A 21,729-nucleotide genomic window follows, 5' to 3' on the forward strand; every position below is an offset into this window, starting at 1 on the left:
CCCTACGCCGGGGCGATACCCGGGTTGCCGAAGGGGCGACGACGGGGCTTCGAGGTCGACTCGCTGTCCGACTGGTCCGCTGCGGTGGCGGCGGCCTGCCCGGGCACGTCGATCGCGGGCAGGTTGCTCACCGGACGCTTGTCGCTGGAGAGCCACTGCGGGCGTTCCGGCAGCTTGCGGACGTCCTTGAAGATCTCGACGAGCTCCGGGGCGTCGAGCGTCTCCTTCTCGAGGAGCTCACCGGCCAGGCGGTCGAGGATGTCGCGGTTGTCGTTGAGCACCTGGTAGGCCTCGTTGTGCGCGGCCTCGAGCAGCGCACGGGTCTCGGCGTCGACGGTCTGGGCGATGTTCTCCGAGTAGTCGCGCCCGGTCCCACCGCTCATGTCACGGCCGACGAACGGCTCGCTGGACCCGGAGCCGAGCTTGACGGACCCGACGGCCTGGCTCATGCCGTACTCGGTGACCATCTTGCGGGCGGTGCCGGTGGCCTTCTCGATGTCGTTCGAGGCGCCGGTGGTGGGGTCGTGGAACACGATCTCCTCGGCGACGCGTCCACCCATGGCGTAGGTCAGCTGGTCGAGCAGCTCGTTGCGGGTGACCGAGTACTTGTCCTCGAGCGGGAGCACCATCGTGTACCCGAGGGCACGGCCGCGCGGCAGGATCGTGATCTTCGTGACCGGGTCAGTGTGCCGCATCGCCGCTGCCGCCAGGGCGTGGCCGCCCTCGTGGTACGCGGTGATCAGGCGTTCCTGGTCGGACATGATCCGGGTCCGACGCTGCGGGCCCGCCATGACGCGGTCGACGGCCTCGTCCAGCGCGCGGTTGTCGATGAGCTGCGCGTTCGACCGGGCGGTGAGCAACGCGGCCTCGTTCAGGACGTTCGCCAGGTCGGCGCCGGTGAAGCCCGGCGTCTTGCGGGCGAGCAGCTCCAGGTCGACGCTCGCGGCGAGCGGCTTGCCCTTCGCGTGCACCTCGAGGATCTGCTTGCGGCCGGCCATGCCCGGGGCGTCGACACCGATCTGGCGGTCGAAGCGGCCCGGACGCAGGAGCGCGGGGTCGAGCACGTCGGGACGGTTCGTCGCGGCGATGAGGATGACGTTCGTCTTGCCGTCGAAGCCGTCCATCTCGACGAGCAGCTGGTTGAGCGTCTGCTCCCGCTCGTCGTTGCCGCCGCCGATGCCGGCACCACGGTGACGACCGACGGCGTCGATCTCGTCGATGAAGACGATGGCCGGCGAGTTCGCCTTGGCCTGCTCGAAGAGGTCACGGACACGGCTCGCACCGACACCGACGAACATCTCGACGAAGTCCGAACCGGAGATCGAGTAGAACGGCACACCCGCTTCGCCGGCGACGGCGCGGGCGAGCAGGGTCTTGCCGGTTCCGGGAGGGCCGTACAGCAGCACGCCCTTCGGGATCTTGGCGCCGACGGCCTGGAACTTCGCCGGCTCCTTCAGGAACTCCTTGATCTCGTGGAGTTCCTCGATCGCCTCGTCGGAGCCCGCGACGTCGGCGAACGACACCTGCGGGTTCTCCTTGTTGTTGATCTTGGCCTTCGACTTGCCGAACTGCATGACCTTCGAGCCGCCGCCCTGGGCGCTCGAGAGCAGGAACCAGAACAGGGCACCGATGATCAGGAAGGGGAGCAGGACGCCGAGGAGCGACAGGAACCAGTTGCCCGTGTTCACGTGGTCGTCGTAGCCCTTGGGCAGGTTGGCGTCGTTGACGGCCTGGATGACCTCTTCGCCACGGGGCGTGGAGTAGTAGAACTGCTCCTGCTTGTCGCCGTCGCGGGTGATCATGTCGACCCGCTGCTCGGTCGAGTTGACGATGACGGACGAGATCTTGCCGTCGGCGAGCTGCTCGAGGCCCTTCTGGGTGCTGACCTCGGTCGTGCTGCCCTGGCTGATGACGCTCCAGCCGATGAAGATGCCCGCCAGCGCGATCAGCACGTAGAGGTACGGGCCGCGGAAGATGCGCTTGAAGTTCATGTGATCCGGGCGCGAGTGCCCGACACCTTTCTCTGCCGAAGTTGCGTGCAGGTCAGCATACGGCCGCGATTCTGTGGCGAGAATGGGTGTCCTCTGCGGGCGAACTCAACCCGAGGCAAGTACCCCCTGGACGGGTTACGAGTACACGTGCGGCGCCAGGACGCCGACACCGCGCAGGTTCCGGTAGCGCTCGTCGTAGTCGAGGCCGTAACCGACCACGAACTCGTCGGGGATGTCGAAGCCCACGTACTTGACGTCGACCTCGACCTTGGCGGCCTCGGGCTTGCGCAGCAGGGCGACGATCTCGACGCTCGCGGCACCGCGGGACTGCAGGTTCTGCTTGAGCCAGGACAGCGTCAGACCGGAGTCGATGATGTCCTCGACGATGAGGACGTCGCGGCCGTGCAGGTCGGTGTCGAGGTCCTTGAGGATCCGCACCACACCGGACGACTTCGTGCCGGAGCCGTACGACGACACCGCCATCCAGTCCATCCGCGCCTGCATCTTGAGGTGCCGCGAGAAGTCGGCCATCACCATGACGGCACCCTTCAGGACACCGACGAGCAGGGGGTCGCGGCCCGCGTAGTCGGCGTCGACGACCGCCGCGAGTTCGGCGAGCTTGTCGTCGATCTGCTCGGGGGTGAAGAGGACTTCGGACAGGTCTGCCTGGACGTCGGAGAGTTCCACCGGTCCAGCCTAACCGGCACTGAACGACAGGCGGTCACCGGATCGCGACGCCCGGACGCCCGGCAGGTCGATCGGCCCCTGTCCGCTCCAGTCTGTGACGAGCCGGCAGACCTCGAGCGTCTGCACGCGCGACAGCGTCACGCCGAACTCGCTCTCCACCGCCAGGCGCACGAGTCGCTGCCGGAGCGCCGGCGGGTTCGCCCCGAGCGCCCGGACGGACAGCGAGATGCCGGCCTCGGAGTGCTCGGCGATGTCCTCCGCCATCTCCTCGGCGAAGTGGTCGAGTGCTGCAGAGTCCTCGCGCAGCTGGTCGGCCGTCCGCGCCAGCGCCTCGGGCACCCCGGCACCGAGTTCGCGCTCGAGCACCGGCATGAGGGTGTTCCGCACGCGGACACGGGCGTAGGCGGGGTCGTCGTTCTGCGGGTCGTGCCACGGCGCCAGCCCGGCGGCGGCGCACGCCTGCCGCGTCGCGTGCCGCCGCACGGTGAGCAGCGGGCGGCCGTAGGCCGGCCCCTGGTCGCGCCGTGCCAGGGGCAGCATGCCCGACAGGCTGTCCGGCCCGCTGCCGCGCAGCAGGCCCAGCAGCACCGTCTCGGCCTGGTCGTCCAGGGTGTGTCCCAACAGCACGAGAGGCGACCCGGTGGCGGACGCGACCTCGGCGATCGACGCGTGGCGGGCCTCCCGGGCGGCGCCCTCCGGACCACCGTCGGAGCCGACCGCGACCCTGCGGACCTCGACCGGGTCCAGACCCAGTTCGGATGCCTGCCGGGAGGCGCGGCTCGCGACCGCCTCGGAGCCCGCCTGGAGCGCGTGGTCGACGACCACTGCCCCGGCTCGGAGCCCCTGCTTGCCCGCCTCGAACGCGGTGGCCGCTGCGAGCGCGAGCGAGTCCGGTCCGCCGCTCAGCGCGACCAGCACGAGGTCACCCGCGGTGACGACGCCGTCGTCGAGCGCGGTGGCGAGCAGGTCGCGGACCGCCAGGCGGGTCTCGGCGACGGCAGGGTCCAGCCGGGGACGCGGAGAGTTCACCCGGTAACGTTAGCCGCGCTCTCGGGACCACCGACAGCCCCACCGACACACCAGGAGTACAGACATGGCCGCGTACGACGTCGTCGTCGAGATCCCCAAGGGCAGCCGCAACAAGTACGAGGTGGACCACGAGACCGGTCGTGTCTACCTCGACCGCGTGCTGTTCACGTCGTTCGTCTACCCGACCGACTACGGCTTCTTCGAGAAGACCCTGGCCGACGACGGCGACCCCGTGGACGCGCTGCTGCTCCTCGAGTTCCCGACGTTCCCCGGCGTGGGCGTCAAGGTCCGTCCGGTCGGCGTCTTCAAGATGAGCGACGAGGCCGGCAAGGACGAGAAGGTCCTCGTGGTCCCCGCGAAGGACCCGCGCTGGACGCACATCCAGGACATCTCGGACGTCGACGAACAGACGAAGGCCGAGATCGCGCACTTCTTCGAGCGCTACAAGGACCTCGAGCCGAACAAGTGGGTCAAGGCCGAGGGCTGGGGCGACGCCGCCGAGGCCGAGGCGATCGTGCAGGCCGGCCAGAAGGCCTACGTGCCCGCTGGTCACTGACGCTCCTCTGGCACAGAACGGCGCCCGCTCTCCATCCGGAGGGCGGGCGCCGTTCTGTGTCCGGGGTTGCTTTGCCGGGCGGGGTCGGGAGGGGTCGGGGGCGTACCTGGCGGAAACGGGCGTACCTGGTGCTCTGATCCGGGCAGGCATGCCCGATCCCGCTTGCTACCGCAGCCGCTCTGGGAAGGACCGGGCTGCGAGCTACAGGGAACCGCTCGGGCGGGCGACGTACGGCAGGAGCTGGCTCGGCGTCCAGACCGCCCGCTCGACCACGCCGACGCCCGGTCGAGCCGCTTCGACCATCATCCCGTTGCCGGTGTAGATCGAGTCGTGGTAACCGCCGGAAGCGGTTCCGTTCGACGAGTAGAAGAGGATGTCGCCGGGCTGGCGCTGCGAGAGCGGCACGAGGCGACCGATCGAGCCGAAGTAGTTGTACTGCCAGACGACGTTGTGCCCACCGGTCGCGATGCCCTGCGAGCTGTAGGCCATCATGACGAGGCCGGAGCAGTCCCAGGTGCTCGGGCCTGCACCACCGAGGACGTAGGGCTTGCCGAGCTGCCCGCGGGCGTACGAGATCGCACCGGCGGCCTTCGAGGGGCTGCTCGGGGCGGGTGCCGGAGTGCTGGGCGCCGGGGTGCTCGGCTTCGACGGCGTCGGCGTGCTCGGCTTGGCGGGAGCCGGGGCGGGCGCCGGAGCGGGCGCCGCCGGCGTGCTCGGCTTCGACGGGGTGCTCGGGCGCGACGGGGCGGTCGTGCCGCTACCGCCGCCGGTGCTCGGGTTGGTGGTCGAGGTGTTGCCGTTGCTGGTGCCGCCGCTGGTGCCGTTGTCGGTGCTGGTGCCGCTCGCGCCGCTGCCGCTGGCCGTGCCGGTGCCGCTGCTCGTCTGGGCCGCCAGGGCGGTCTCGGCCGCCTTGGCCTGCTGCGCACTCCAGTACGCGCTCTCCGTCGCGACGCTCGTGCCCTTGAGGTACGCGAGCTGGCGGAGGACCTCGTCCTGCTGGTCCTGCTGCTTCTGCACCCGGGCCTGGGCGTCGGCGGAGACGTCGTTGGCGGTGGCGAAGGCGGTCTTCGTCGCCTCGGTCGCTTTGCTCAGCGCCGTCGTGGCCACGGACTGCTGGTCGGCGAGCGAGTCCACGGTCTTCTGGTCGGAGCGAGCCTGGGCCAGGATCGTCGCCGACCGCTCGGACAGGTGCGACATCGTGCCGACCCGGTAGAGCAGGTCACCGGAGTCCGAGGCGTCCGTGAGCATCGTCGTCGACAGGTCGCCGCCGCCCGTGCGGGACAGCTCGACGACGAGCGCGGCCACCTGGCCCGCGGAGTCGTCCGCCTTGCCCTTGGCCCGCTTCGACTGCGCGGACAGGTCGGCGAGGGTGTCCTTCGCCTCCTGCTGCTGCGAGGCGGCGAGGGCGTACGCCTGCCCGGCCTGCTGCTCGACGATGCCGGCGCGGTCCGCGGCGGCCTGCAGCGAGGTCAGCCGGTCGCTCAGCTCGTCCACCGTCTGCTGCGCGTCGGCGGCATCCGACTTCGCGGCCTTGACGTCGTCCCAGGACGGTGCCGACGGCGCGGCCTGGGCGGGTCCGGCGATGACGACCGACAGTCCGATGCCGAGCACGGCGACGGTGGCGATCCCGCAGGAGAACGAGCGAGCGGACAGGGTCATGGCGGGGTCAACGCATCCCGGCTGCGCTGATGCTCATACCGAGATCCCCCGCGCTGCCATGAAGGGGACCGGGTCGACGGCAGCACCGTTGATCCGGGTCTCGAAGTGGAGGTGGCACCCGGTCGACCAGCCGGTCGAACCGATCTTGGCGATCTGCTGCCCGGCGGTGACGTGCTGGCCGCTGGCGACCATGATCCCGCCGTCGACGATGTGGCCGTAGGCCGTCGAGATGCCGCCGCCGTTGTCGAGGATGACCTCGTTGCCGTAGCCGCCGCCGTTGCCCGCGAAGGTCACGGTGCCGTCGTGGGCCGCGTAGATCGGGGCGTAGCAGGCGGGAGCGAGGTCGACCCCGGCGTGCAGTGCCGTGTAGTGCGTGTACGGGTCGACGCGGATGCCGTAGCCGCTGGTCTGGAAGCCGCCGGCCGGACGGACCCACCCGGCAGAGTTGGCCGTCCCGCCGCCGGTACCGCCCTGGCTCGTCGCCGCGGCCTTCGCGGCTGCCTTGGCGGCAGCAGCGGCGATGCGGGCCTGTCGGGCCTTCTCGGCGGCGACGCCCTTGCGGTAGTCGGCCTCGACACCGCGCTGCTTCGTGGTGAGAGCGGTCAGCTGGGCCTCGAGCCGCGACTCGTTGTCGTTCTGGGCGTCGACGGCGGTCTGCGCCGCGTCGGCAGCACCCTGCGCCTGCTGCATCTTCGACTGGGCCGCGTCGGCGAGGTCGCCCAGCGCCGCCTTGGCCTTGTCCGCCTTGTCGGCCTGCGCCTGCGCGGTGCCCCGGTCCTGCGACGCCTGCGAGTAGATGCCGTCGGCCTGCTCGCTGAGCTTCGACATGGCGCCGAGCTCGTAGAGCAGGTCGCCGGAGTCCGAGGGGTGCGTGAGGATGTCGGTCGTCACGTCGTTGGCGCTGGCCCGACCGAGCTGCGCGGCGAGCTGACCGGCCTGCTCCTCGGACTGTGCGGCGGTCTGCTCGGCGTCGTCCGCCTGGGACTGGAGGGTCTTCTGCTCGAGGGTCGCCTCGTCGTACTTGTTCTGTGCCGCCTGGTAGGCCTCGCCGGCGGCCTGTGCGGCCTTCTGCTTCGCAGCGGCCTCGGACTTCAGGGTCGAGATGAGCGACTTGATCTCGGTGACCTTCGCCTGCTGGGCACTCGTCGAGGACTTGGCCTTCTGCACCTCGGACCAGCTCGGGTAGCTCGCGGCACTGGCCGACGTCGCCGGGGCGAGGACCGCGAGGGTGCTGCCGGCGAGCGCGACGGCGACCGCGGCGGCGACGAGGCGGCTGCGGTTGCGGAGGGAGAGCGAAGGTGAGGTCGACATGTATCTCGATTTCGTAACAGCGCGGCAAGGCTCACGCACGTAACACTGTTAACAGACGCAACAGTAACAACAGGTGTCGCAGCCCCACAGCCCCTCGGTCGAGGGGCGTGGAGCCGGTGACGATGCTCGCACCGCAACCTCGACACCCGGTGCCGGGCGGGCGCGACACGCCGGGGATTCCGCGGGAACGCGGCCCGATTTGCGAACCCCCGGGGGCATCCGTATGCTTGTCCATCGGTAGCGCGAAGCACCACTTGCGGCCCTATCGTTTAGTGGCCTAGGACACCGCCCTTTCACGGCGGCAGCACGGGTTCGAATCCCGTTGGGGTCACTCTCCGAGTGAGCGAGCAAGTAGTACTGAGCAACACCACAGCAATTCAACATGGCCCTGTAGCGCAGCTGGTTAGCGTGCCGCCCTGTCACGGCGGAGGTCGCGGGTTCAAGTCCCGTCAGGGTCGCCACGGCTGGATAGCTCAGTTGGTAGAGCGTTCGACTGAAAATCGAAAGGTCCACGGATCGATGCCGTGTCCAGCCACCAGTGAAGGCCCCCTGCTTCGGCAGGGGGCCTTTTCCGTTGTCTGAGCCGTCTGGCCCGGGTCGGCGCTAGGCCTCGCGGGTCTTCGGGCTGCTGTCGTTGGTCTTCGCCGGGTCACGCTCGACCACGGCACCGAGGGCATCGTCGATCCGGGTGAGCAGCTCCCCCGGGATCGTGACACCGGCAGCGCCGGCGTTGTCGTGCACCTGCTCCGGACGCGACGCCCCGATGATGGCGCTCGCGACGTTCTCGTTCTGCAGCACCCAGGCGACGGCGAGCTGTGCCATCGACAGGTCGAGTTCCTTCGCGATCGGCTCGAGCTCCTGCACCGAGGACAGCACCTCGTCGCGCATGAACCGCTTGATCATGTCCGCGCCGCCCTTGTCGTCGGTGGCGCGTGAGCCCTCGGGCAGTGGCTGACCGGGCTTGTACTTGCCGGTCAGGACACCCTGGGCGATCGGGGACCAGACGATCTGCGAGATGCCGAGCTCCTTCGAGGTCGGCACGACCTCTTCTTCGATGACCCGCCACAGCGCCGAGTACTGCGGCTGGTTCGAGATGAGCTGGAACCCGAGGTCCTCGGCCAGCGCGGCGCCGGCACGGAGCTGCTCCGCGGTCCACTCGCTCACGCCGACGTACAGGACCTTGCCCTGGCGCACGATGTCGGCGAAGGCCTGCATCGTCTCCTCGAGCGGGGTCTCGTGGTCGAAGCGGTGTGCCTGGTAGAGGTCGACGTAGTCGGTCTGCAGGCGGCCGAGCGAGCCGTCGATCGACTCGAGGATGTGCTTGCGAGACAGCCCGGTGTCGTTGTGCCCCTTCGGCCCGGTCGGCCCGAACACCTTCGTGGCGATCTCGAGCGACTGGCGACGCTCCCCCTTGAGGGCTTCGCCGAGGACGGTCTCCGCGCCGGTGTTGGCGTAGACGTCGGCGGTGTCGAACGTCGAGATGCCCACGTCGAGGGCGGCCCTGACGCAGGCGATGGCCGCATCGTTCTCGACCTGGGATGCGTGGGTGAGCCAGTTGCCGTAGGTGATCTCGGAGACCTTGAGGCCCGAGTTGCCGAGGTAGCGGTACTCCATGTGCGTGTCACTCCTGTCGTGGCCGCGTCGGTGCGGCTCGACCCGTGACGGTAGTCCCCAGGTCGGAGCCAAAGCACAGCGGTCCTCCCCCGACCACACGTCCGCGGTTTTCGAGGAACCGGGCACATGATCGGTATGGACCTCGAAAAGATGATGGAAATTGTCACAGCTGAAGTAGTCAGGGCTACGGCCCATGGACTCATCGAGTTGCTCTTCCAAGTACCTCGCTGTAGGACACAGGCCACTCGGCTCCGCGCCGTTCTCCGCGCCCGCTCCGACAAGGAGGTGCAGGATCGGAGGGGTTCGGCGCAGGGCTGCGCCGCGGAGAGCGAGGGAGCATCCATGACCGGAGCGAGCGTGTTGTTCATCGGCGGGAGCGGCGTGATCAGCGCCTCCTGTGTGCGGGAGGCGACCGAACAGGGCCACCACGTCACGGTCCTGAACCGGGGGACCACCGGGGGCAGGCCGATCCCGGAGGGGGTGACGCGCCTCCAGGCCGATGTGTCGGACCGCAGCGCCCTGGCGGACGCACTCGGCGACCGCCACTTCGACGTGGTGGTGAACTGGGTGGCCTTCACGCCGGACCAGGTGCAGGCCGACATCGACTTCTTCGCCGGACGGACGCGGCAGTACGTCTTCATCAGCTCGGCCTCGGCGTACCAGACGCCGGCGACGCACCTGCCGATCACGGAGTCGACGCCGCTGAAGAACCCGTACTGGCAGTACTCGCGCGACAAGATCGCGTGCGAGGAACTGCTGATGGAGGCGTACCGGGAGCAGGACTTCCCGGTGACGATCGTGCGGCCGTCGCACACCTACGACGAGACGAAGCTGCCGCTCACCGGCGGGTGGACTGCGGTGGCGCGGATGCGCGCCGGCAAGCCGATCATCATCACCGGTGACGGCACGTCGCTGTGGACGCTGACGCACAGCCGTGACTTCGCGGTCGGGTTCACCGGGCTGCTCGACAACGCGTCGGCGATCGGTGAGGCCTTCACGATCACGAGCGACGAGGCGCCGACGTGGAACGCCATCGCACACGAGATCGCGGCGGCGGCGGGGGTGTCCGACCTGCAGATCGTGCACGTGCCGGCGGACGCCATCAACGCCGTGGACCCGGAGTGGGGTGCGGCGCTGCTCGGCGACAAGGCCAACAGCTCAGTGTTCGACAACAGCAAGGTCCGGTCGCTCGTGCCGTGGTACCGGCCGCGGACGCCCTACCGGCAGGGTGTGCGCGAGGTCATCGCCTGGTTCGAGGCCAACCCCGACGCGCAGGTCGTCGACGAGCGCCTCGATGCGCTGATGGACGAGTTGGCGGCGCGCTGGGCGGTGTGAGCCGCACTTGGTGAGCAGAAATGGTCGGGTGCCGTGTGGCGACCCGACCATTTCTGCTCACGAAGCGAGCGCGTGGCGCCGAGCGCGTGGCTCAGGCGCGCGGCTCAGGCGCGCGCGGCCAGGACCGACGCGAGCGTGCCGATCGCCGTGCGCAGCTCGTCGTCGGTGACCACGAGCGGCGGAGCGAAGCGGATCGTCGAACCGTGGGTGTCCTTCACGAGCAGCCCGCGGTCGGCGAGGTCCTTCGAGATCTCCTTGCCGGTGCCGAGCGCGGGGTCGATGTCGATCCCCGCCCAGAGTCCGGCGACGCGGTGCGACACGACCCCCTTGCCGAGCAGGTCGTCGAGCAGCCCGCGCAGCAGCGGTTCGCCGTCGAGGGCGCGCTGCTGGAACGTGCCCTCGCCGAGCATCGCCACGACCTCGGCTCCGACGGCCGCAGCGAGCGGGTTGCCACCGAAGGTCGAACCGTGCTCGCCGGGACGCAGCACGCCGAGGACAGCGCGCGACCCGACGACCGCGGACACCGGCACGATGCCGCCGCCGAGTGCCTTGCCGAGCGTGATGAGGTCCGGGCGGACCCCGACGCGCTGAACGGCGAGCGTGTGGCCGGTGCGTCCGAGGCCGGACTGGATCTCGTCGGCGATGAACAGCGCACCGAACTCGTCGCAGACCTCCCGGACGTCAGGGAGGTACGACGCCGGCGGGATGACCACGCCGCCCTCGCCCTGGATGGGTTCGAGCAGCACGGCGACGACGGTCTCGTCCATCGCTGCGCGCAGGGCAGCGGCATCGCCGTACGGCACGGTGCGGAACCCCGGGGTGTACGGACCGAAGTCGTTGCGCGCGTCGGGGTCGTCGGAGAACGAGATGATCGTGGTGGTGCGGCCGTGGAAGTTCCCGGACGCCACGATGATCGTCGCGCGGTCCCCGGGGACCCCCTTGACGCGGTAGCCCCAGGCGCGGGACACCTTGATCGCGGACTCCACGGCCTCGGCACCGGTGTTCATCGGCAGGACCATCTCGGTCTCCGTCAACGCCGCCAGTGCCGTGGCGAACGGCCCGAGCTGGTCGTTCACGAACGCACGACTCGTGAGCGTCACCCGGTCGAGCTGCGCCCGGGCGGCGTCGAGCAGCCGCGGGTTGCCGTGGCCGAAGTTCACCGCGGAGTACGCGGCGAGCCCGTCCAAGTACTGCTTGCCGTCGACATCGGTGACGGTTGCTCCGGCACCCGACGCGATGACGACGGGCAGCGGGCTGTAGTTGTGCGCGAGGGCGCGGTCCTCGACGGCGAGCGCCGCCGCGGTGTTGACCCCGAGCGACGCTGCCGCCGACATCAGCTGACCCCGAGCGAACGCGCGACCGAGGTGCCGGTGCCGACCGGGTGCAGGTCGAGCGTGCAGCACTTCACGCCGCCACCGCCGAGCAGCAGCTCGGACAGGTCGACGCCGATCGGGTTGTAGCCCTTCTCGCGCAGCTGTTCCGCGAACCGAACAGCCCGGGCGGCGATCACGACGTTGTACCCGTCGGAGTAGGAGTTCAGGCCGAGGATCGCGGCGTCCTCCTCCGTCGCGATGATCGCGTCGGGGAAACGCTCGCGCAGGATCGCCAGCGACGGCTCGTCGAAGGCGCTCTCCAGGTACGCGATGTTCGACCGGCCGGAAGCGTCGGGCTCCGGGTCGAGCACGGCGATGGCGGTGTCGAGGTGGTAGAAGCTCGGGTTGATGAGCTTCAGGGTGACGACCTCACGGCCGTAGATCGTCGCGAGCTCGTCGTGGGAGGTGCTGTCCGACCGGAAGCCGGTGCCGGCGAAGATGGTGTTCCCGATGAGCAGGAAGTCGCCCTCGCCCTCGTTGGTCTGCTCGGGCTCGGCAACGGTCAGGCCGGCCTGACGGAACCAGTCCATGTACGCCGGGCCCTCGGGCTGGCGCTCGGGGTACTGGAACTTCGCGCCGTAGGCGATGCCGTCGAGCACGAACCCGCCGTTGGCCGCGTAGACCATGTCCGGAAGGCCGTCGATGGGGTCGATGTACGAGATGTCGAAGCCGAGCTGCTCGTACACGTCGACGAGCGTCTGCCACTGGGCGACGGCCTTCGACGTGTCGGTCGGCTCCTCCGGGTGCATCCACGGGTTGATCCGGTAGCTCACCGTGTAGAAGTCCGGCTTGCACATCAGGATCGTCCGCTTGGTGGCGGTACGGGCCGGTGCATCGGTGGTCGAGGGTGCGGTGTTCGACATCAGTCCTCCTGAGAAGGGACCGGGGCCCGAGCCTGCCAGGAACCGAAACGGAACGAAGGAGAGGTGCTCCGGCGAGATGCAGGCTCACTCGCCGTAGCGGACCAGGTCGACGCCACGTCGATCCTGACACAGACCGTCCGGCAAGTGCAGTACCGGGAGCGAAGCGCCGTGGCACCCGTTCGGGTGACGCACGTTTCGTGCGTCCGAACCGCCGACCTCGCAAGAAGTCCGCGTACGATGGGTGCAATGGATTCGCTCGACCACCGCATCCTGGATCAACTCCGGGACAACGCCCGCGCCGGCTACGGCGACATCGGGTCGGTGGTCGGACTCTCGGCATCGGCCGTCAAGCGCCGTGTCGACCGGCTCGTCGGCGATGGTGTCATCCAGGGCTTCACGATCAAGGTGGACCCCGCCGTCGAGGACCGCGGCACCGAGGCCTGGGTCGAGCTGTACTGCCGCGGCACCGTCTCCCCCGACGAGCTCCGTGCGCTGCTCGACACCGTGCCCGAGGTCATCGACGCCGGCACGGTCACGGGGAGCGCCGACGCCGTCGTGCACATGCGCTCCAAGGACCTGTCCGCGCTGGAGGAGGCGCTCGACAAGGTCCGCCTCGCACCGCAGGTGGACCACACGCGGTCCGCGATCGTGCTCTCCAAGCTGGTCAGTCGCGACACCGCGTAACGTCCGGCAGATGGCACGGAACACGACCGGGAGGCGCGGATCACCGCCCACGGGATCGCGTCCCGCCCGTCGGCTGGTCACCGCTGCGGGCCTCGCCTACGTCGCGAACTGCCTCTGGGGCACGGCCGTCGCCGTCCGGTTGATCCGGACGAGGAAGCTCCGCGTCGTGCACCACGGCCTGTTCGTCGTGACGGCGACGCTCACCGGGGCCGCCGCGACGACACCCTTGTGGACCCGGGACCGTTCGGCGCTGTTCCTGCTGCCCGCACTCGTCCCGCTCGCGCTCGCGCCCCGCACGAACCCGCGCTCCGGAGCACACTGGAAGATCGCGGTGGCCGCTGCGCCGTCCTACCTGGGGGCGCTGCTGGTGCGGCGTCGACCGTGACGACGAGACACGAGGGGAAGCAGTGGAGCTCTTCGAGGCCATCCGACGCCGCCGGACCACGAACGGGGCGTTCCTGCCCGACCCGGTGTCCGAGGAGCACCAACGGCTGCTCATGGAGCTCGCCGGCCGGGCCCCGTCCCAGCTGAACAGCCAACCGTGGCGGTTCGTGCTGGTCGAGGAGCGCGACACGATCGACCTGGTCGCCGCGATCAGCGGCAGCTCGATGACCCGCACCATGGCCGAGGGGACGTTCTTCGAGCGGTACAAGCCGTACTTCCGGTTCTCGAAGGCCGAGATGGACGAGCGGCGCGACGGCATGCTGTTCGACAAGCTGCCCGGGCCGCTCCTGCCGTTCACGAAGCAGGTGTTCACGAAGCGCGGGCAGCTGCTCATGAACACCCTCCGCGTGCCGCAGAGCCTGGGTGAGGAGAACCGGAAGCTCGTCGCCGGGTCGCCGCTGCTGCTCGGCGTGATGCTCGACCGCCACGAGTACCGGCAGCAGGAGCTGTCCGGCTTCTACTCCGTGTTCAGCATGGGCGCGGCGATGGAGAACATCTGGCTCGCGACGACCGAGCTCGGGCTGGGGATCCAGTTCGTGTCCTTCCCGATGGAGACGCCAGGCGCCTGGGCGGAGATCGAGGGGCTGCTCCGGGTGCCCGAGTCGCTCGAGCTCATGGCCGTCTACCGGATCGGGTACCTGCCGCCCGAACGGCGCCGCCCCGCGATCGACTGGACGTCGAGCGAGCGGAAGCGGCCATCGCAGTACGTGTTCCGCGGCACCTGCGACACCCCGCAGCAGGGGTGGGACGACGCGCCCGTCGCGGGCCACATCGAACCGGAGGCGACCACATCGTGACCGACACCCGACCCACCCACGGCACCCCGGGCCTCCAGTCAGCCGCCCCCGGCCTGCCGGGCCGTCCCTGGATCTCGCAGGACTGGCTCGACGTCGTCTTCGTGCACTGGCGCGTCGACGTGTCGGCGGTGGCCCCGCTGCTGCCGGCCGGAACGCGACCCGACACGATGGCGCTCGACGGGACGGACGACGGGGTGACCACCTGGGTGGGCCTCATCGGGTTCCGGTTCGAGGACACCCGGTTCCCGCCCCTCGGGGCGCTGGGGCGGACCGGCTCGATCGGCGACTTCGTCGAGGTGAACGTCCGCGTCTACACGGTCGACGAGCAGGGCCAGCACGGTGTCGTGTTCCTGTCGCTCGACGCCGGCAAGCTGCTGCCGACCCTCGGCGCACGCGTGGCCACCGGACTGCCCTACTGGTGGGCGGACGCCGAGTCGCGGAGCGGCGACGGCCGCGTCGGGTACGCGATGCGGCGGCACGGGACGCACCTGCGGTCGATGCTCGACGTCCGCGTGGGCGAGGTACTGGACGAGCCAGGGCTGCTCGAGACGTTCCTGACCGCGCGGTGGGGCATGCACGTGCACCGGGCCGGGCGGACCCGGTTCTGGCCGAACGAGCACGACGCGTGGCCGTTGCACCGGGCCTCGGTGGTGTCGTTGCGGGACGACCTGGTCGGCGCCGCCGGGCTGCCGTTCGGGTTGACGGAGCTCGAGCCGGACTCGGTGCTCTACTCGGCGGGGGTCACGACGCGGTTCGGTCGGGGGCGCTGAGGCCGAGCTCGAGCTCGTCGCGCGGCGCCCGGGCGGCTGCCCGGAACTGGTGAACGGCAACGACGGCACCGAACAGTCCGAAGAAGGACCCGCCGATCCAGGCGACGGTCCGGTACTCCGGGAGGTCGGGCACGGTGAACCCGATCACGGCGAGGGTCGTGCAGATCACCGCCACCGACGCCGAGGCCCACGCGACGACGAGGTGGTCGATGCGCGGGACGATGCGCGCGAACCGGAACGCCATCGGGATCCCGGCGATCGCGCCGAACACCAGGCCGGATGGAGTCCCGACCACCAGGCTCGCCACCGCGACGACCGCCGCGCTCGTCACTGCCACCACCACCCGGGTGACGTGGCAGCGCCACGAGGCCGCACGCGTCTGCTCGTCGTACGCGCGCCAGCCTGTCACGAGCAGCGCGACTGAACCCATCCCGAACACGACCGCAGCGGCGATGCCGACGACGAGCGCGAAGACGCCGCCGAAGGCGATGCCGAGGGCGACGTGCGCGGCGGCGAGGAGCAGCTCGAGCACGGGGTAGAGCCAGACCTCGAGCAGCCGGTTCGGGGTGTTCAGGACCCAGCCGGGAGGGGTTTCCTCAGCGAGCTCGTCACTCTCGGGGTCTCGAGTCTCCACGTGGCCATCATGGCCGGTCGGTGTGATCGTGGTTCGGTGCCCGCCGGTCCGGGGGACACCGGCTGAGTGGTGCATGGTCGGCCGCAGGTACAAGTGAGCCATGACTCGAGTGGCAGTGGTGACCGGTGGATCCGCAGGACTGGGGCGTGCGACCGTCCGGGAGCTCGCCGCGCGGGGGTGGGACGTCGCCGTCCTCGCCCGTGGACGGGACGGCGTCGACGCCGCGGTCGCCGAGGTCGAGGCCGCGGGGCGTCGCGGGCTGGCCCTGGTCGCCGACGTGTCCGACCGCGAGGCCGTCGAGGCCGCGGCCGACCGCGTCGAGCAGGAACTCGGGCCGATCGACCTGTGGGTGAACGGCGTGATGGTCGGGGTGTTCGGCAAGTTCCTGGACACCGCGCCCGAGGACTTCGAGCGGGCGCTGCACGTGACCTACCTCGGCTTCGTCAACGGGACCCGTGCCGCGCTCGCCCGGATGGTGCCCCGCGGCCAGGGGCACGTCGTCCAGGTCGGTTCGGCACTCGGCTTCCGGGGCATCCCGCTGCAGGCCGCGTACTGCGGCGCGAAGCACGCGATCGTCGGGTTCACCGAGTCCGTCGTCTCCGAGCTGCTCGAACAGGGCAGCAAGGTGAAGGTGTCGCGGGTCGACATGCCCGCCCTGAACACGATCCAGTTCGGGTGGGTGAAGTCGAAGCTGCCGCACCACCCGCAGCCGGTCGCACCGATCTTCCAGCCCGAGGTCGGTGCCCGCGCGATCGCTGCCGTGGCCGAGCGGCCGCGCCGTCGCACCTGGGTCGGCGAGTCGACCGTCTACACGATCCTCGGCAACCGGTTCAGCGGGCGTTTCGCCGACTGGTACGCCGCCAAGACGCTCGTCTCCGGGCAGCAGGCGCCTGACAAGGACGGGCAGGAGCTGCAGGACAACCTGTACGAGCCGGTGCCGGGCGACCACGGCGCGCACGGTGTGTTCGACGAGTCCGCGCACGCCTGGTCGCCGCAGACCTGGTGGGTGGAACACCGACGGATCGGCAACGGCATCATCGGGGCGGCACTCGGCGCGGCCGGGGCCGTCGCACTCGTGGCCGGACGACGACGATGAGCCGCCACGGATCGTCGGTGCGGGGTGCAGCCGTCGTCGAGCTGTGCCGGGCCGGACTCGGCCTGTGGCACCTGGGCCGAGCGGCTCGTGGTCGCGACCAGGCCGTGCTGCACGGCGTGCTCGGCGTCCGGCAGCTCGTGCAGGCCGCCCTCGTCGCACGCACGGGCACCGGGAACGCACACACGCTGAGCGCCGCCGTCGACGCGGTGCACGGCGTGACGATGGTGCCGCTCGCCCTCGACCCACGACGCCGCGGGTTCGCCCTGCAGCAGGTGTGGATCGCCACGGTGCTCACCGTCGCCGAGGTCGCCGTCGTCGGTCGGGGCAGCCGGCGCTGACGGCGCTGACGGCGGGCGGCGCTGACGCCTGTCGGGGGTGCTCGGTAGCGTCCGGGGCATGGGTACCACCTACTCCGTCGCGTCCTCGCTGGACGGCTTCGTCGCTGCACCGGACGACGACCTCGACTGGCTGCTGCAGTTCGGCTTCGAGCCGTTCCAGGAGCACCACGACCGGTTCTTCGCGGGCATCGGCGCGATCGTCATGGGCTCGACCACGTACGAGTGGCTGCTCGAGCACGACGACACGTGGGCGTACCCGGACCTGGCGACGTGGGTGTTCACCACGCGTGACCTGCCGGTGCCGGACGGCGCCGACGTGCACTTCGTGTCGGGCGAGGTCGCGGACCTCCAGGCCGACCTCGAACGGGCCGCCGGCGAGCGCGACGTCTGGGTCGTCGGCGGCGGACTGCTCGCGGCGCAGTACCAGCAAGCAGGGCTGCTCGACGAGCTCCGCGTCACCGTGATGCCGGTGGCGCTCGGCGCCGGTGCGCCGCTGCTACCGGTCGCGGCACCGACCCCGGTGTTCGAGCTGGTCGGGACGACGCCGTTCACCGGCGGTGCCGTCGAGCTGCACTACCGGTCCGCAGCCACCCCGGCGTAGCGTCCGAGCCATGAGCGACAACGAGCAGACCGAGCCCGTCATGGACGGCGCCAACGAGGCCACGAACCACGAGAAGCTGCACGGCCTGATCGAACAGGTCGACCACGACCACCACGGCGAGGGCGCCGGAGCGATGGCCGACCACCTGCGTGACCGGATGGACGAGACCGGCGTCGAGGACGAAGAAGCAGGCGACACCGAGGACTGACCCGGCCGGCGCCACGCCGCACACTTCGTGAGCAGGAATGGTCGGGTCCGCCGCAGCGCACCCGACCATTTCTGCTCACCGAGCGGCAGTCCGTCAGACGCGCAGGTCAGCGAAGTCCGCGTCGACGTCCCCGAACCGGTGCGCGGTGATCGAGACCGACTGTTCACGGATGAACGGGAGCATCTCGATCAACCCGGCCTCGACCACCGGCGCGTCGTGGATCGCGACGTCGATGCTCGCCCCGAGGGCTTCCTCGAGCGCCAGGGCATCGCCACCGATGAGCCGGATCCGTGCGCCGGGGCCGCCGAACGCCGTGTGCACGGGTCGGTCCTGCCCCTGCGCGAGCATGTCCCCGAGCGCGTCGACGGGTTCGTCGTCCTCACCACTCGTCCAGTTGGCCTGGAACACGGCGCCGGACGACGCGCGGGCGTGGAAGTCCTGGTCGGACTCGACCAGGTGGTCGACGACGTCCAGCGGCGACCGACTCGAGGCCAGCAGCTGGCTGAGTGGACCGGGCAACGGGCGGGCGGTGCTGAGCAGGACGTGGGCGCGTGCAGCCGTGGCGGCGACGAGCGCGCGGACCAGGTCACCCGCCGAGGCGTCCTCGGCCTGCCGCACGATGACGGACTGCGGTCGGTGGCGCAGCACGTTCCGCTGCACCACGAGACCCGACAGGTCGTGCGACCCGGCGTACAGCTCCTCGCGCGCACGGACGTCGCTCAGCGCACCGGCCCGCACCTGGTCGAACTCCTCGAACGACAAGCCGCTGCGTGCGGCCTCGATCACCGAGGTCACGCGCGGCGGGAGACCGTGCAGCTGGATGCTCTTGTGCACCGTGCGCGGGACCGGCTCCCACCGGCCGAGCGTCGCGACGTACATCGGTCCGCCCGCCTTCGTGCCGGTGCCCACGGACGACCGCTTCCAGCCGCCGAACGGCTGCCGGCCGACGACCGCACCGGTGATGCCGCGGTTCACGTACAGGTTGCCGGCGCGCACGCTCGCCAGCCAGTCCGCCACCTCGTCGGCGTCGAGCGAGTGGATCCCCGCCGTCAGGCCGTAGTCCGTGCCGTTCTGGATCGCGATCGCCTGCTCGAGCGTCTCGGCGCGCATGATGCCGAGCACCGGGCCGAAGTACTCGGTCTGGTGAAAGTCGCTGCCCGGGCGGACGCCGTCGCGGATGCCGGGTGACCAGAGCCGCCCGGAGTCGTCGAGGGCCGTCGGCTGCACGAGCCAGGACTCCCCCGGCCCGAGCTCGGTGAGCCCTTGCCGCAGCTTGCCCTCGGGCTCGGCGATGACCGGGCCGACCTGGGCGGTGGGGTCGTCGGGCCAGGCGACCCGGAGCGTGCGCGTGGCGTCGACGAGCTGCCGACGGAAGCGTTCGCTCTCGCCGACCGTGCCGACCAGGACGACCAGGGACGCCGCCGAGCACTTCTGGCCGGCGTGGCCGAAGGCGGACTGCACGATGTCCTGCACCGCGAGGTCGATGTCGGCGCTCGGCGTGACGACGATCGCGTTCTTGCCGCTCGTCTCGGCGCTCAGTGGCAAACCCGCGCGCCACCAGCGGAAGGATCGCGCGGTGTCGGCCGAACCGGTCAGGATGATGCGGTCGACGGCGGGGTGCCCGACCAGGTCGCGGCCGAGTTCGTCCTCGGCCAGGTCGACGAGCTGCAGCAACGAGTGCGGCACCCCGGCGTCCCAGAGCACGTCGGCCAGCAGCGCACCACTGCGCTTCGCCTCGGGTGCCGGCTTGAGCACGACTCCGCTGCCCGCGGCGAGCGCCGCCAGCACCCCACCGGCGGGGATCGCGACGGGGAAGTTCCACGGCGGCACGACGACCGTCAGGCGTGGCGGGACGTAGCGGGCACCCTCGATGTCGCCGAGGCGGCGGGCGCGCTCGGCGTAGTAGTGGGCGGCGTCGACGGCTTCGGTGACCTCGGTGTCGGCCTCGGAGAACGTCTTCCCGGTCTCCGCCGCCATCACCTCGATCAGGTCGGCGCGGCGGGTCTCGAGCTCGTGCCCGATCAGGTCGAGGAGCTCGGCACGGTCGGAGGGGTCCTGCCGCCCCCAGTTGACGCCGGCCTGCGCGGTGCGGGCCATGATCCGTTCGAGCTTGGAGCGGTCGGCCACCTTGGCCCCGCGGATCGTCTGCGCGCCGAGCTGCGAGCGCGGTACCCGGCGCAGGACGTCGAGCGCCCACGCACGGTTGGCGGGGACGGCGGGGTCGGTGTCCGGGGCGTTCCGGAACGCGTCGCGCAGGACGGGCTCGCCGAGCGCCCGGTGGCGGTCCTGGGTGCGGTGCGTCGCGTGCACCGGCTGGTCGAGCGCCGCGACCGACGCCAGGTACCGGCCGTGCTCGCGGTCGAACACGCTGGCGTCGTGGTCGATGTCGGACGCCGCGGCGATGAAGTTCTCGGGGCTCGAGCTCTCCTGCAGGCGGCGGGCGAGGTACGCGATCGCGGAGTCGAACTCGTCCGGCTGGACGACGGGTGTGTAGAGCAGGATCTGTCCGACGTCGGCGCGGACGGCGTCGGCGTGCGTCGATGCCATGCCGAGCAGCATCTCGACGTCGACCGCGTCGGTCACCCCGCGGCGCTGGGCGAGGACCCACGCGGTCGCCAGGTCGAACAGGTTGTGCCCGGCGACCCCGATGCGCACGGCGTCGGTGCGCTCCGGGGTCAGCGCGGCGTCGAGCATCCGCAGGTAGGCGGAGTCGGTCTCGCGCTTGCTGCCCCAGGTCGCGAGCGGCCAGTCGTGCACGATCGCGTCGACGTGCTCCATCGCCAGGTTCGCGCCCTTGACGAGCCGCACCTTGATCGGCGCTCCACCACGGGCCCGGCGCTCCTGCGCCCACGTCGTCAGGGACTCGAGCGCCCCCGCGGCATCGGGCAGGTAGGCCTGCAGCACGATGCCGGCCTGCAGCCCCGCGAACTCGTCACGGTCGAGCAAGGTCCGGAACACCGCGAGGGTGACGTCGAGGTCGCGGTACTCCTCCATGTCCAGGTTGATGAACTTCGCCGGGCCGCCGGACGCCAGCGGAGCCGCCGCCAGCCGGTACAACGGCACGAGCCGGTCGACGATCCGCTCGACCGTCTGGTCGAACGCCCACATCGACATCTGCGGCACGACCGAGCTGACCTTGATCGACACGTAGTCGACGTCGTCGCGGGCGAGCAGGTCCATCGTCCCCTGCAGCCGGCGGTCGCTCTCGGCGCTGCCGAGCACGGCTTCGCCGAGCAGGTTCACGTTGAGCCGGGTGCCCGGCCCACCGACCTTGGCGAGCGCCGGACCGAGCTTCGCCGTGCTCGCGTCGATCACCAGGTGGCCGGTCATCCGACGCAGGATCCGCCGTGCGGTGGGGATGACCGCCCACGGCGCCATCGTCGCGAACCCGCCGCCGAGCGTCACCGCGCCGCGCAGGTACCAGGCGAGGAAGTCAGGGACGTCGCGGCTGACCTGCTCGAGGTTGCGGGCCGCGACCCGGGGGTCTTCGGGGCGGATGACCTTGTCGACGAAGCTGCGCGTGAAGTCGAGGCCACGCTCGTCGCGCAGGGCCTCGGCGAGACGGGCGGCACCGGCGTCCGGCTTCGCCCCGGCGGACGCCGCCAGCCACTTGCGGACCAGCGCAACGGCGTCGTCGGTGCAGTCCTGGAGGCGGGCGCTCGGCATGCTCCGATCGTATGCCGCACCTCCGACCTCACCTTGGAGCGCGCCGCACGTCGGCTCGGAACCGTCCTGGGGG

Annotated in this window: 20 protein-coding genes and 3 tRNA genes; 13 read left to right on the forward strand and 10 right to left on the reverse strand. The window is 70.6% G+C overall.

The genetic code is table 11. From position 1 onward, the window contains the following. Window positions 1-2: 2 nt before the first annotated feature. The 3 genes from ftsH to tilS form a co-directional block, all read right to left on the reverse strand. Window positions 3-1,991, reverse strand: a complete 1,989-nt coding sequence (ftsH, locus tag EDF47_RS09365) for an ATP-dependent zinc metalloprotease FtsH (protein WP_123294542.1) — start codon at window positions 1,989-1,991, stop codon at window positions 3-5. A 135-nt stretch (window positions 1,992-2,126) separates the two neighbouring features. After that, entirely contained in the window at window positions 2,127-2,678 is a 552-nt protein-coding gene (hpt, locus tag EDF47_RS09370) for a hypoxanthine phosphoribosyltransferase (RefSeq protein ID WP_111086933.1), read from the reverse strand. Between the two features lie 9 nt (window positions 2,679-2,687). After that, complete coding sequence (gene tilS, locus EDF47_RS09375) at window positions 2,688-3,707, reverse strand: tRNA lysidine(34) synthetase TilS (protein WP_133938685.1); 1,020 nt, start codon at window positions 3,705-3,707, stop codon at window positions 2,688-2,690. A 64-nt stretch (window positions 3,708-3,771) separates the two neighbouring features. Here tilS and EDF47_RS09380 point away from each other — a divergent pair, with 64 nt between their 5' ends. After that, a complete protein-coding gene (locus EDF47_RS09380) occupies window positions 3,772-4,263 on the forward strand; it encodes an inorganic diphosphatase (protein WP_123294540.1) in 492 nt (163 codons plus the stop codon). Between the two features lie 201 nt (window positions 4,264-4,464). Here EDF47_RS09380 and EDF47_RS09385 read toward each other — a convergent pair whose 3' ends face one another. Then, window positions 4,465-5,922: an NlpC/P60 family protein gene (locus tag EDF47_RS09385; protein ID WP_133938683.1), complete on the reverse strand. Its 1,458-nt coding sequence runs from the start codon at window positions 5,920-5,922 to the stop codon at window positions 4,465-4,467. A 33-nt stretch (window positions 5,923-5,955) separates the two neighbouring features. Continuing rightward, window positions 5,956-7,233, reverse strand: coding sequence for a M23 family metallopeptidase (locus tag EDF47_RS09390; RefSeq protein WP_131922004.1), 1,278 nt, complete (start codon window positions 7,231-7,233; stop codon window positions 5,956-5,958). Window positions 7,234-7,491: 258 nt separating this feature from the next. On the opposite strand from EDF47_RS09390, the gene EDF47_RS09395 reads away from it, so the two are divergent. The 3 genes from EDF47_RS09395 to EDF47_RS09405 all read left to right on the forward strand — a co-directional run bounded on the left by EDF47_RS09395 (window position 7,492) and on the right by EDF47_RS09405 (window position 7,771). Continuing rightward, window positions 7,492-7,564 (forward strand) — tRNA-Glu (locus EDF47_RS09395). Window positions 7,565-7,617: 53 nt separating this feature from the next. Next, a tRNA-Asp gene (locus tag EDF47_RS09400) sits at window positions 7,618-7,694 on the forward strand. 1 nt (window position 7,695) lies between these two features. Next, window positions 7,696-7,771 (forward strand) — tRNA-Phe (locus EDF47_RS09405). 65 nt (window positions 7,772-7,836) lie between these two features. Here EDF47_RS09405 and EDF47_RS09410 read toward each other — a convergent pair. After that, window positions 7,837-8,847 carry an aldo/keto reductase family protein gene (locus EDF47_RS09410; RefSeq protein ID WP_133938681.1) on the reverse strand — a complete coding sequence of 337 codons (1,011 nt, stop codon included), beginning with the start codon at window positions 8,845-8,847 and terminating at the stop codon, window positions 7,837-7,839. Window positions 8,848-9,189: 342 nt separating this feature from the next. Between EDF47_RS09410 and EDF47_RS09415 the strand changes: the two genes are divergently transcribed. Further along, window positions 9,190-10,182, forward strand: a complete 993-nt coding sequence (locus EDF47_RS09415) for an SDR family oxidoreductase (RefSeq protein WP_133938679.1) — start codon at window positions 9,190-9,192, stop codon at window positions 10,180-10,182. 104 nt (window positions 10,183-10,286) lie between these two features. Here EDF47_RS09415 and rocD read toward each other — a convergent pair whose 3' ends face one another. Together rocD and ddaH are read right to left on the reverse strand one after the other, a co-directional pair. Beyond that, the gene (gene rocD, locus EDF47_RS09420) at window positions 10,287-11,516 is read right to left on the reverse strand and encodes an ornithine--oxo-acid transaminase (RefSeq protein WP_133938677.1); all 1,230 of its coding nucleotides are present in this window, start codon (window positions 11,514-11,516) and stop codon (window positions 10,287-10,289) included. Next, window positions 11,516-12,418 (reverse strand): dimethylargininase, encoded by a 903-nt coding sequence (ddaH, locus tag EDF47_RS09425; RefSeq protein WP_123339207.1) that lies wholly within the window; start codon window positions 12,416-12,418, stop codon window positions 11,516-11,518. Before ddaH ends, rocD begins: the two co-directional genes overlap by 1 nt. A gap of 246 nt (window positions 12,419-12,664) precedes the next feature. Between ddaH and EDF47_RS09430 the strand changes: the two genes are divergently transcribed. From EDF47_RS09430 to EDF47_RS09445, 4 genes are read left to right on the forward strand one after another with little or no spacing between them, the layout of a single operon-like run. Then, window positions 12,665-13,102 carry an Lrp/AsnC family transcriptional regulator gene (locus EDF47_RS09430; protein ID WP_111083794.1) on the forward strand — a complete coding sequence of 146 codons (438 nt, stop codon included), beginning with the start codon at window positions 12,665-12,667 and terminating at the stop codon, window positions 13,100-13,102. Window positions 13,103-13,112: 10 nt separating this feature from the next. Beyond that, entirely contained in the window at window positions 13,113-13,487 is a 375-nt protein-coding gene (locus EDF47_RS09435) for a hypothetical protein (RefSeq protein WP_132099294.1), read from the forward strand. 22 nt (window positions 13,488-13,509) lie between these two features. After that, on the forward strand, window positions 13,510-14,343 hold the full coding sequence (locus EDF47_RS09440; RefSeq protein WP_133938675.1) for a nitroreductase family protein: 834 nt from the start codon (window positions 13,510-13,512) through the stop codon (window positions 14,341-14,343). Then, window positions 14,340-15,113 (forward strand): DUF2071 domain-containing protein, encoded by a 774-nt coding sequence (locus tag EDF47_RS09445; protein WP_208320995.1) that lies wholly within the window; start codon window positions 14,340-14,342, stop codon window positions 15,111-15,113. The genes EDF47_RS09440 and EDF47_RS09445 overlap by 4 nt, the downstream gene beginning before the upstream one ends. Here the strand turns inward: EDF47_RS09445 and EDF47_RS09450 are convergent. After that, the gene (locus EDF47_RS09450; RefSeq protein ID WP_133938673.1) at window positions 15,085-15,747 is read right to left on the reverse strand and encodes a hypothetical protein; all 663 of its coding nucleotides are present in this window, start codon (window positions 15,745-15,747) and stop codon (window positions 15,085-15,087) included. The genes EDF47_RS09445 and EDF47_RS09450 overlap by 29 nt on opposite strands. A gap of 100 nt (window positions 15,748-15,847) precedes the next feature. Between EDF47_RS09450 and EDF47_RS09455 the strand changes: the two genes are divergently transcribed. Genes EDF47_RS09455 through EDF47_RS09470 form a run of 4 tightly spaced genes read left to right on the forward strand, consistent with a single transcriptional unit; the run spans window position 15,848 to window position 17,990 of the window. Then, on the forward strand, window positions 15,848-16,843 hold the full coding sequence (locus EDF47_RS09455) for an SDR family oxidoreductase (RefSeq protein WP_133938671.1): 996 nt from the start codon (window positions 15,848-15,850) through the stop codon (window positions 16,841-16,843). Continuing rightward, window positions 16,840-17,181, forward strand: coding sequence for a hypothetical protein (locus tag EDF47_RS09460; protein ID WP_131844960.1), 342 nt, complete (start codon window positions 16,840-16,842; stop codon window positions 17,179-17,181). Before EDF47_RS09455 ends, EDF47_RS09460 begins: the two co-directional genes overlap by 4 nt. Window positions 17,182-17,239: 58 nt before the next feature. Then, a complete protein-coding gene (locus tag EDF47_RS09465) occupies window positions 17,240-17,782 on the forward strand; it encodes a dihydrofolate reductase family protein (protein WP_133938669.1) in 543 nt (180 codons plus the stop codon). Between the two features lie 10 nt (window positions 17,783-17,792). Then, window positions 17,793-17,990, forward strand: a complete 198-nt coding sequence (locus EDF47_RS09470; protein WP_123339214.1) for a hypothetical protein — start codon at window positions 17,793-17,795, stop codon at window positions 17,988-17,990. 93 nt (window positions 17,991-18,083) lie between these two features. Here the strand turns inward: EDF47_RS09470 and EDF47_RS09475 are convergent, their stop codons facing one another. Next, window positions 18,084-21,656: a bifunctional proline dehydrogenase/L-glutamate gamma-semialdehyde dehydrogenase gene (locus tag EDF47_RS09475; RefSeq protein WP_133938667.1), complete on the reverse strand. Its 3,573-nt coding sequence runs from the start codon at window positions 21,654-21,656 to the stop codon at window positions 18,084-18,086. Between the last annotated feature and the right edge of the window lie 73 nt (window positions 21,657-21,729).

The sequence above is a fragment of the Curtobacterium sp. PhB190 genome (assembly GCF_004365385.1).
GTDB lineage: Bacteria > Actinomycetota > Actinomycetes > Actinomycetales > Microbacteriaceae > Curtobacterium.

Coding starts and splice junctions, on each gene's coding strand:
- ftsH (WP_123294542.1), bottom strand. CDS start 1,991: ATGAACTTCAAGCGCATCTTCCGCGGCCCGTACCTCTACGTGCTGATC.
- EDF47_RS09380 (WP_123294540.1), top strand. CDS start 3,772: ATGGCCGCGTACGACGTCGTCGTCGAGATCCCCAAGGGCAGCCGCAAC.
- EDF47_RS09385 (WP_133938683.1), bottom strand. CDS start 5,922: ATGACCCTGTCCGCTCGCTCGTTCTCCTGCGGGATCGCCACCGTCGCC.
- EDF47_RS09390 (WP_131922004.1), bottom strand. CDS start 7,233: ATGTCGACCTCACCTTCGCTCTCCCTCCGCAACCGCAGCCGCCTCGTC.
- EDF47_RS09410 (WP_133938681.1), bottom strand. CDS start 8,847: ATGGAGTACCGCTACCTCGGCAACTCGGGCCTCAAGGTCTCCGAGATC.
- EDF47_RS09415 (WP_133938679.1), top strand. CDS start 9,190: ATGACCGGAGCGAGCGTGTTGTTCATCGGCGGGAGCGGCGTGATCAGC.
- rocD (WP_133938677.1), bottom strand. CDS start 11,516: ATGTCGGCGGCAGCGTCGCTCGGGGTCAACACCGCGGCGGCGCTCGCC.
- ddaH (WP_123339207.1), bottom strand. CDS start 12,418: ATGTCGAACACCGCACCCTCGACCACCGATGCACCGGCCCGTACCGCC.
- EDF47_RS09430 (WP_111083794.1), top strand. CDS start 12,665: ATGGATTCGCTCGACCACCGCATCCTGGATCAACTCCGGGACAACGCC.
- EDF47_RS09435 (WP_132099294.1), top strand. CDS start 13,113: ATGGCACGGAACACGACCGGGAGGCGCGGATCACCGCCCACGGGATCG.
- EDF47_RS09455 (WP_133938671.1), top strand. CDS start 15,848: ATGACTCGAGTGGCAGTGGTGACCGGTGGATCCGCAGGACTGGGGCGT.
- EDF47_RS09460 (WP_131844960.1), top strand. CDS start 16,840: ATGAGCCGCCACGGATCGTCGGTGCGGGGTGCAGCCGTCGTCGAGCTG.
- EDF47_RS09465 (WP_133938669.1), top strand. CDS start 17,240: ATGGGTACCACCTACTCCGTCGCGTCCTCGCTGGACGGCTTCGTCGCT.
- EDF47_RS09470 (WP_123339214.1), top strand. CDS start 17,793: ATGAGCGACAACGAGCAGACCGAGCCCGTCATGGACGGCGCCAACGAG.
- EDF47_RS09475 (WP_133938667.1), bottom strand. CDS start 21,656: ATGCCGAGCGCCCGCCTCCAGGACTGCACCGACGACGCCGTTGCGCTG.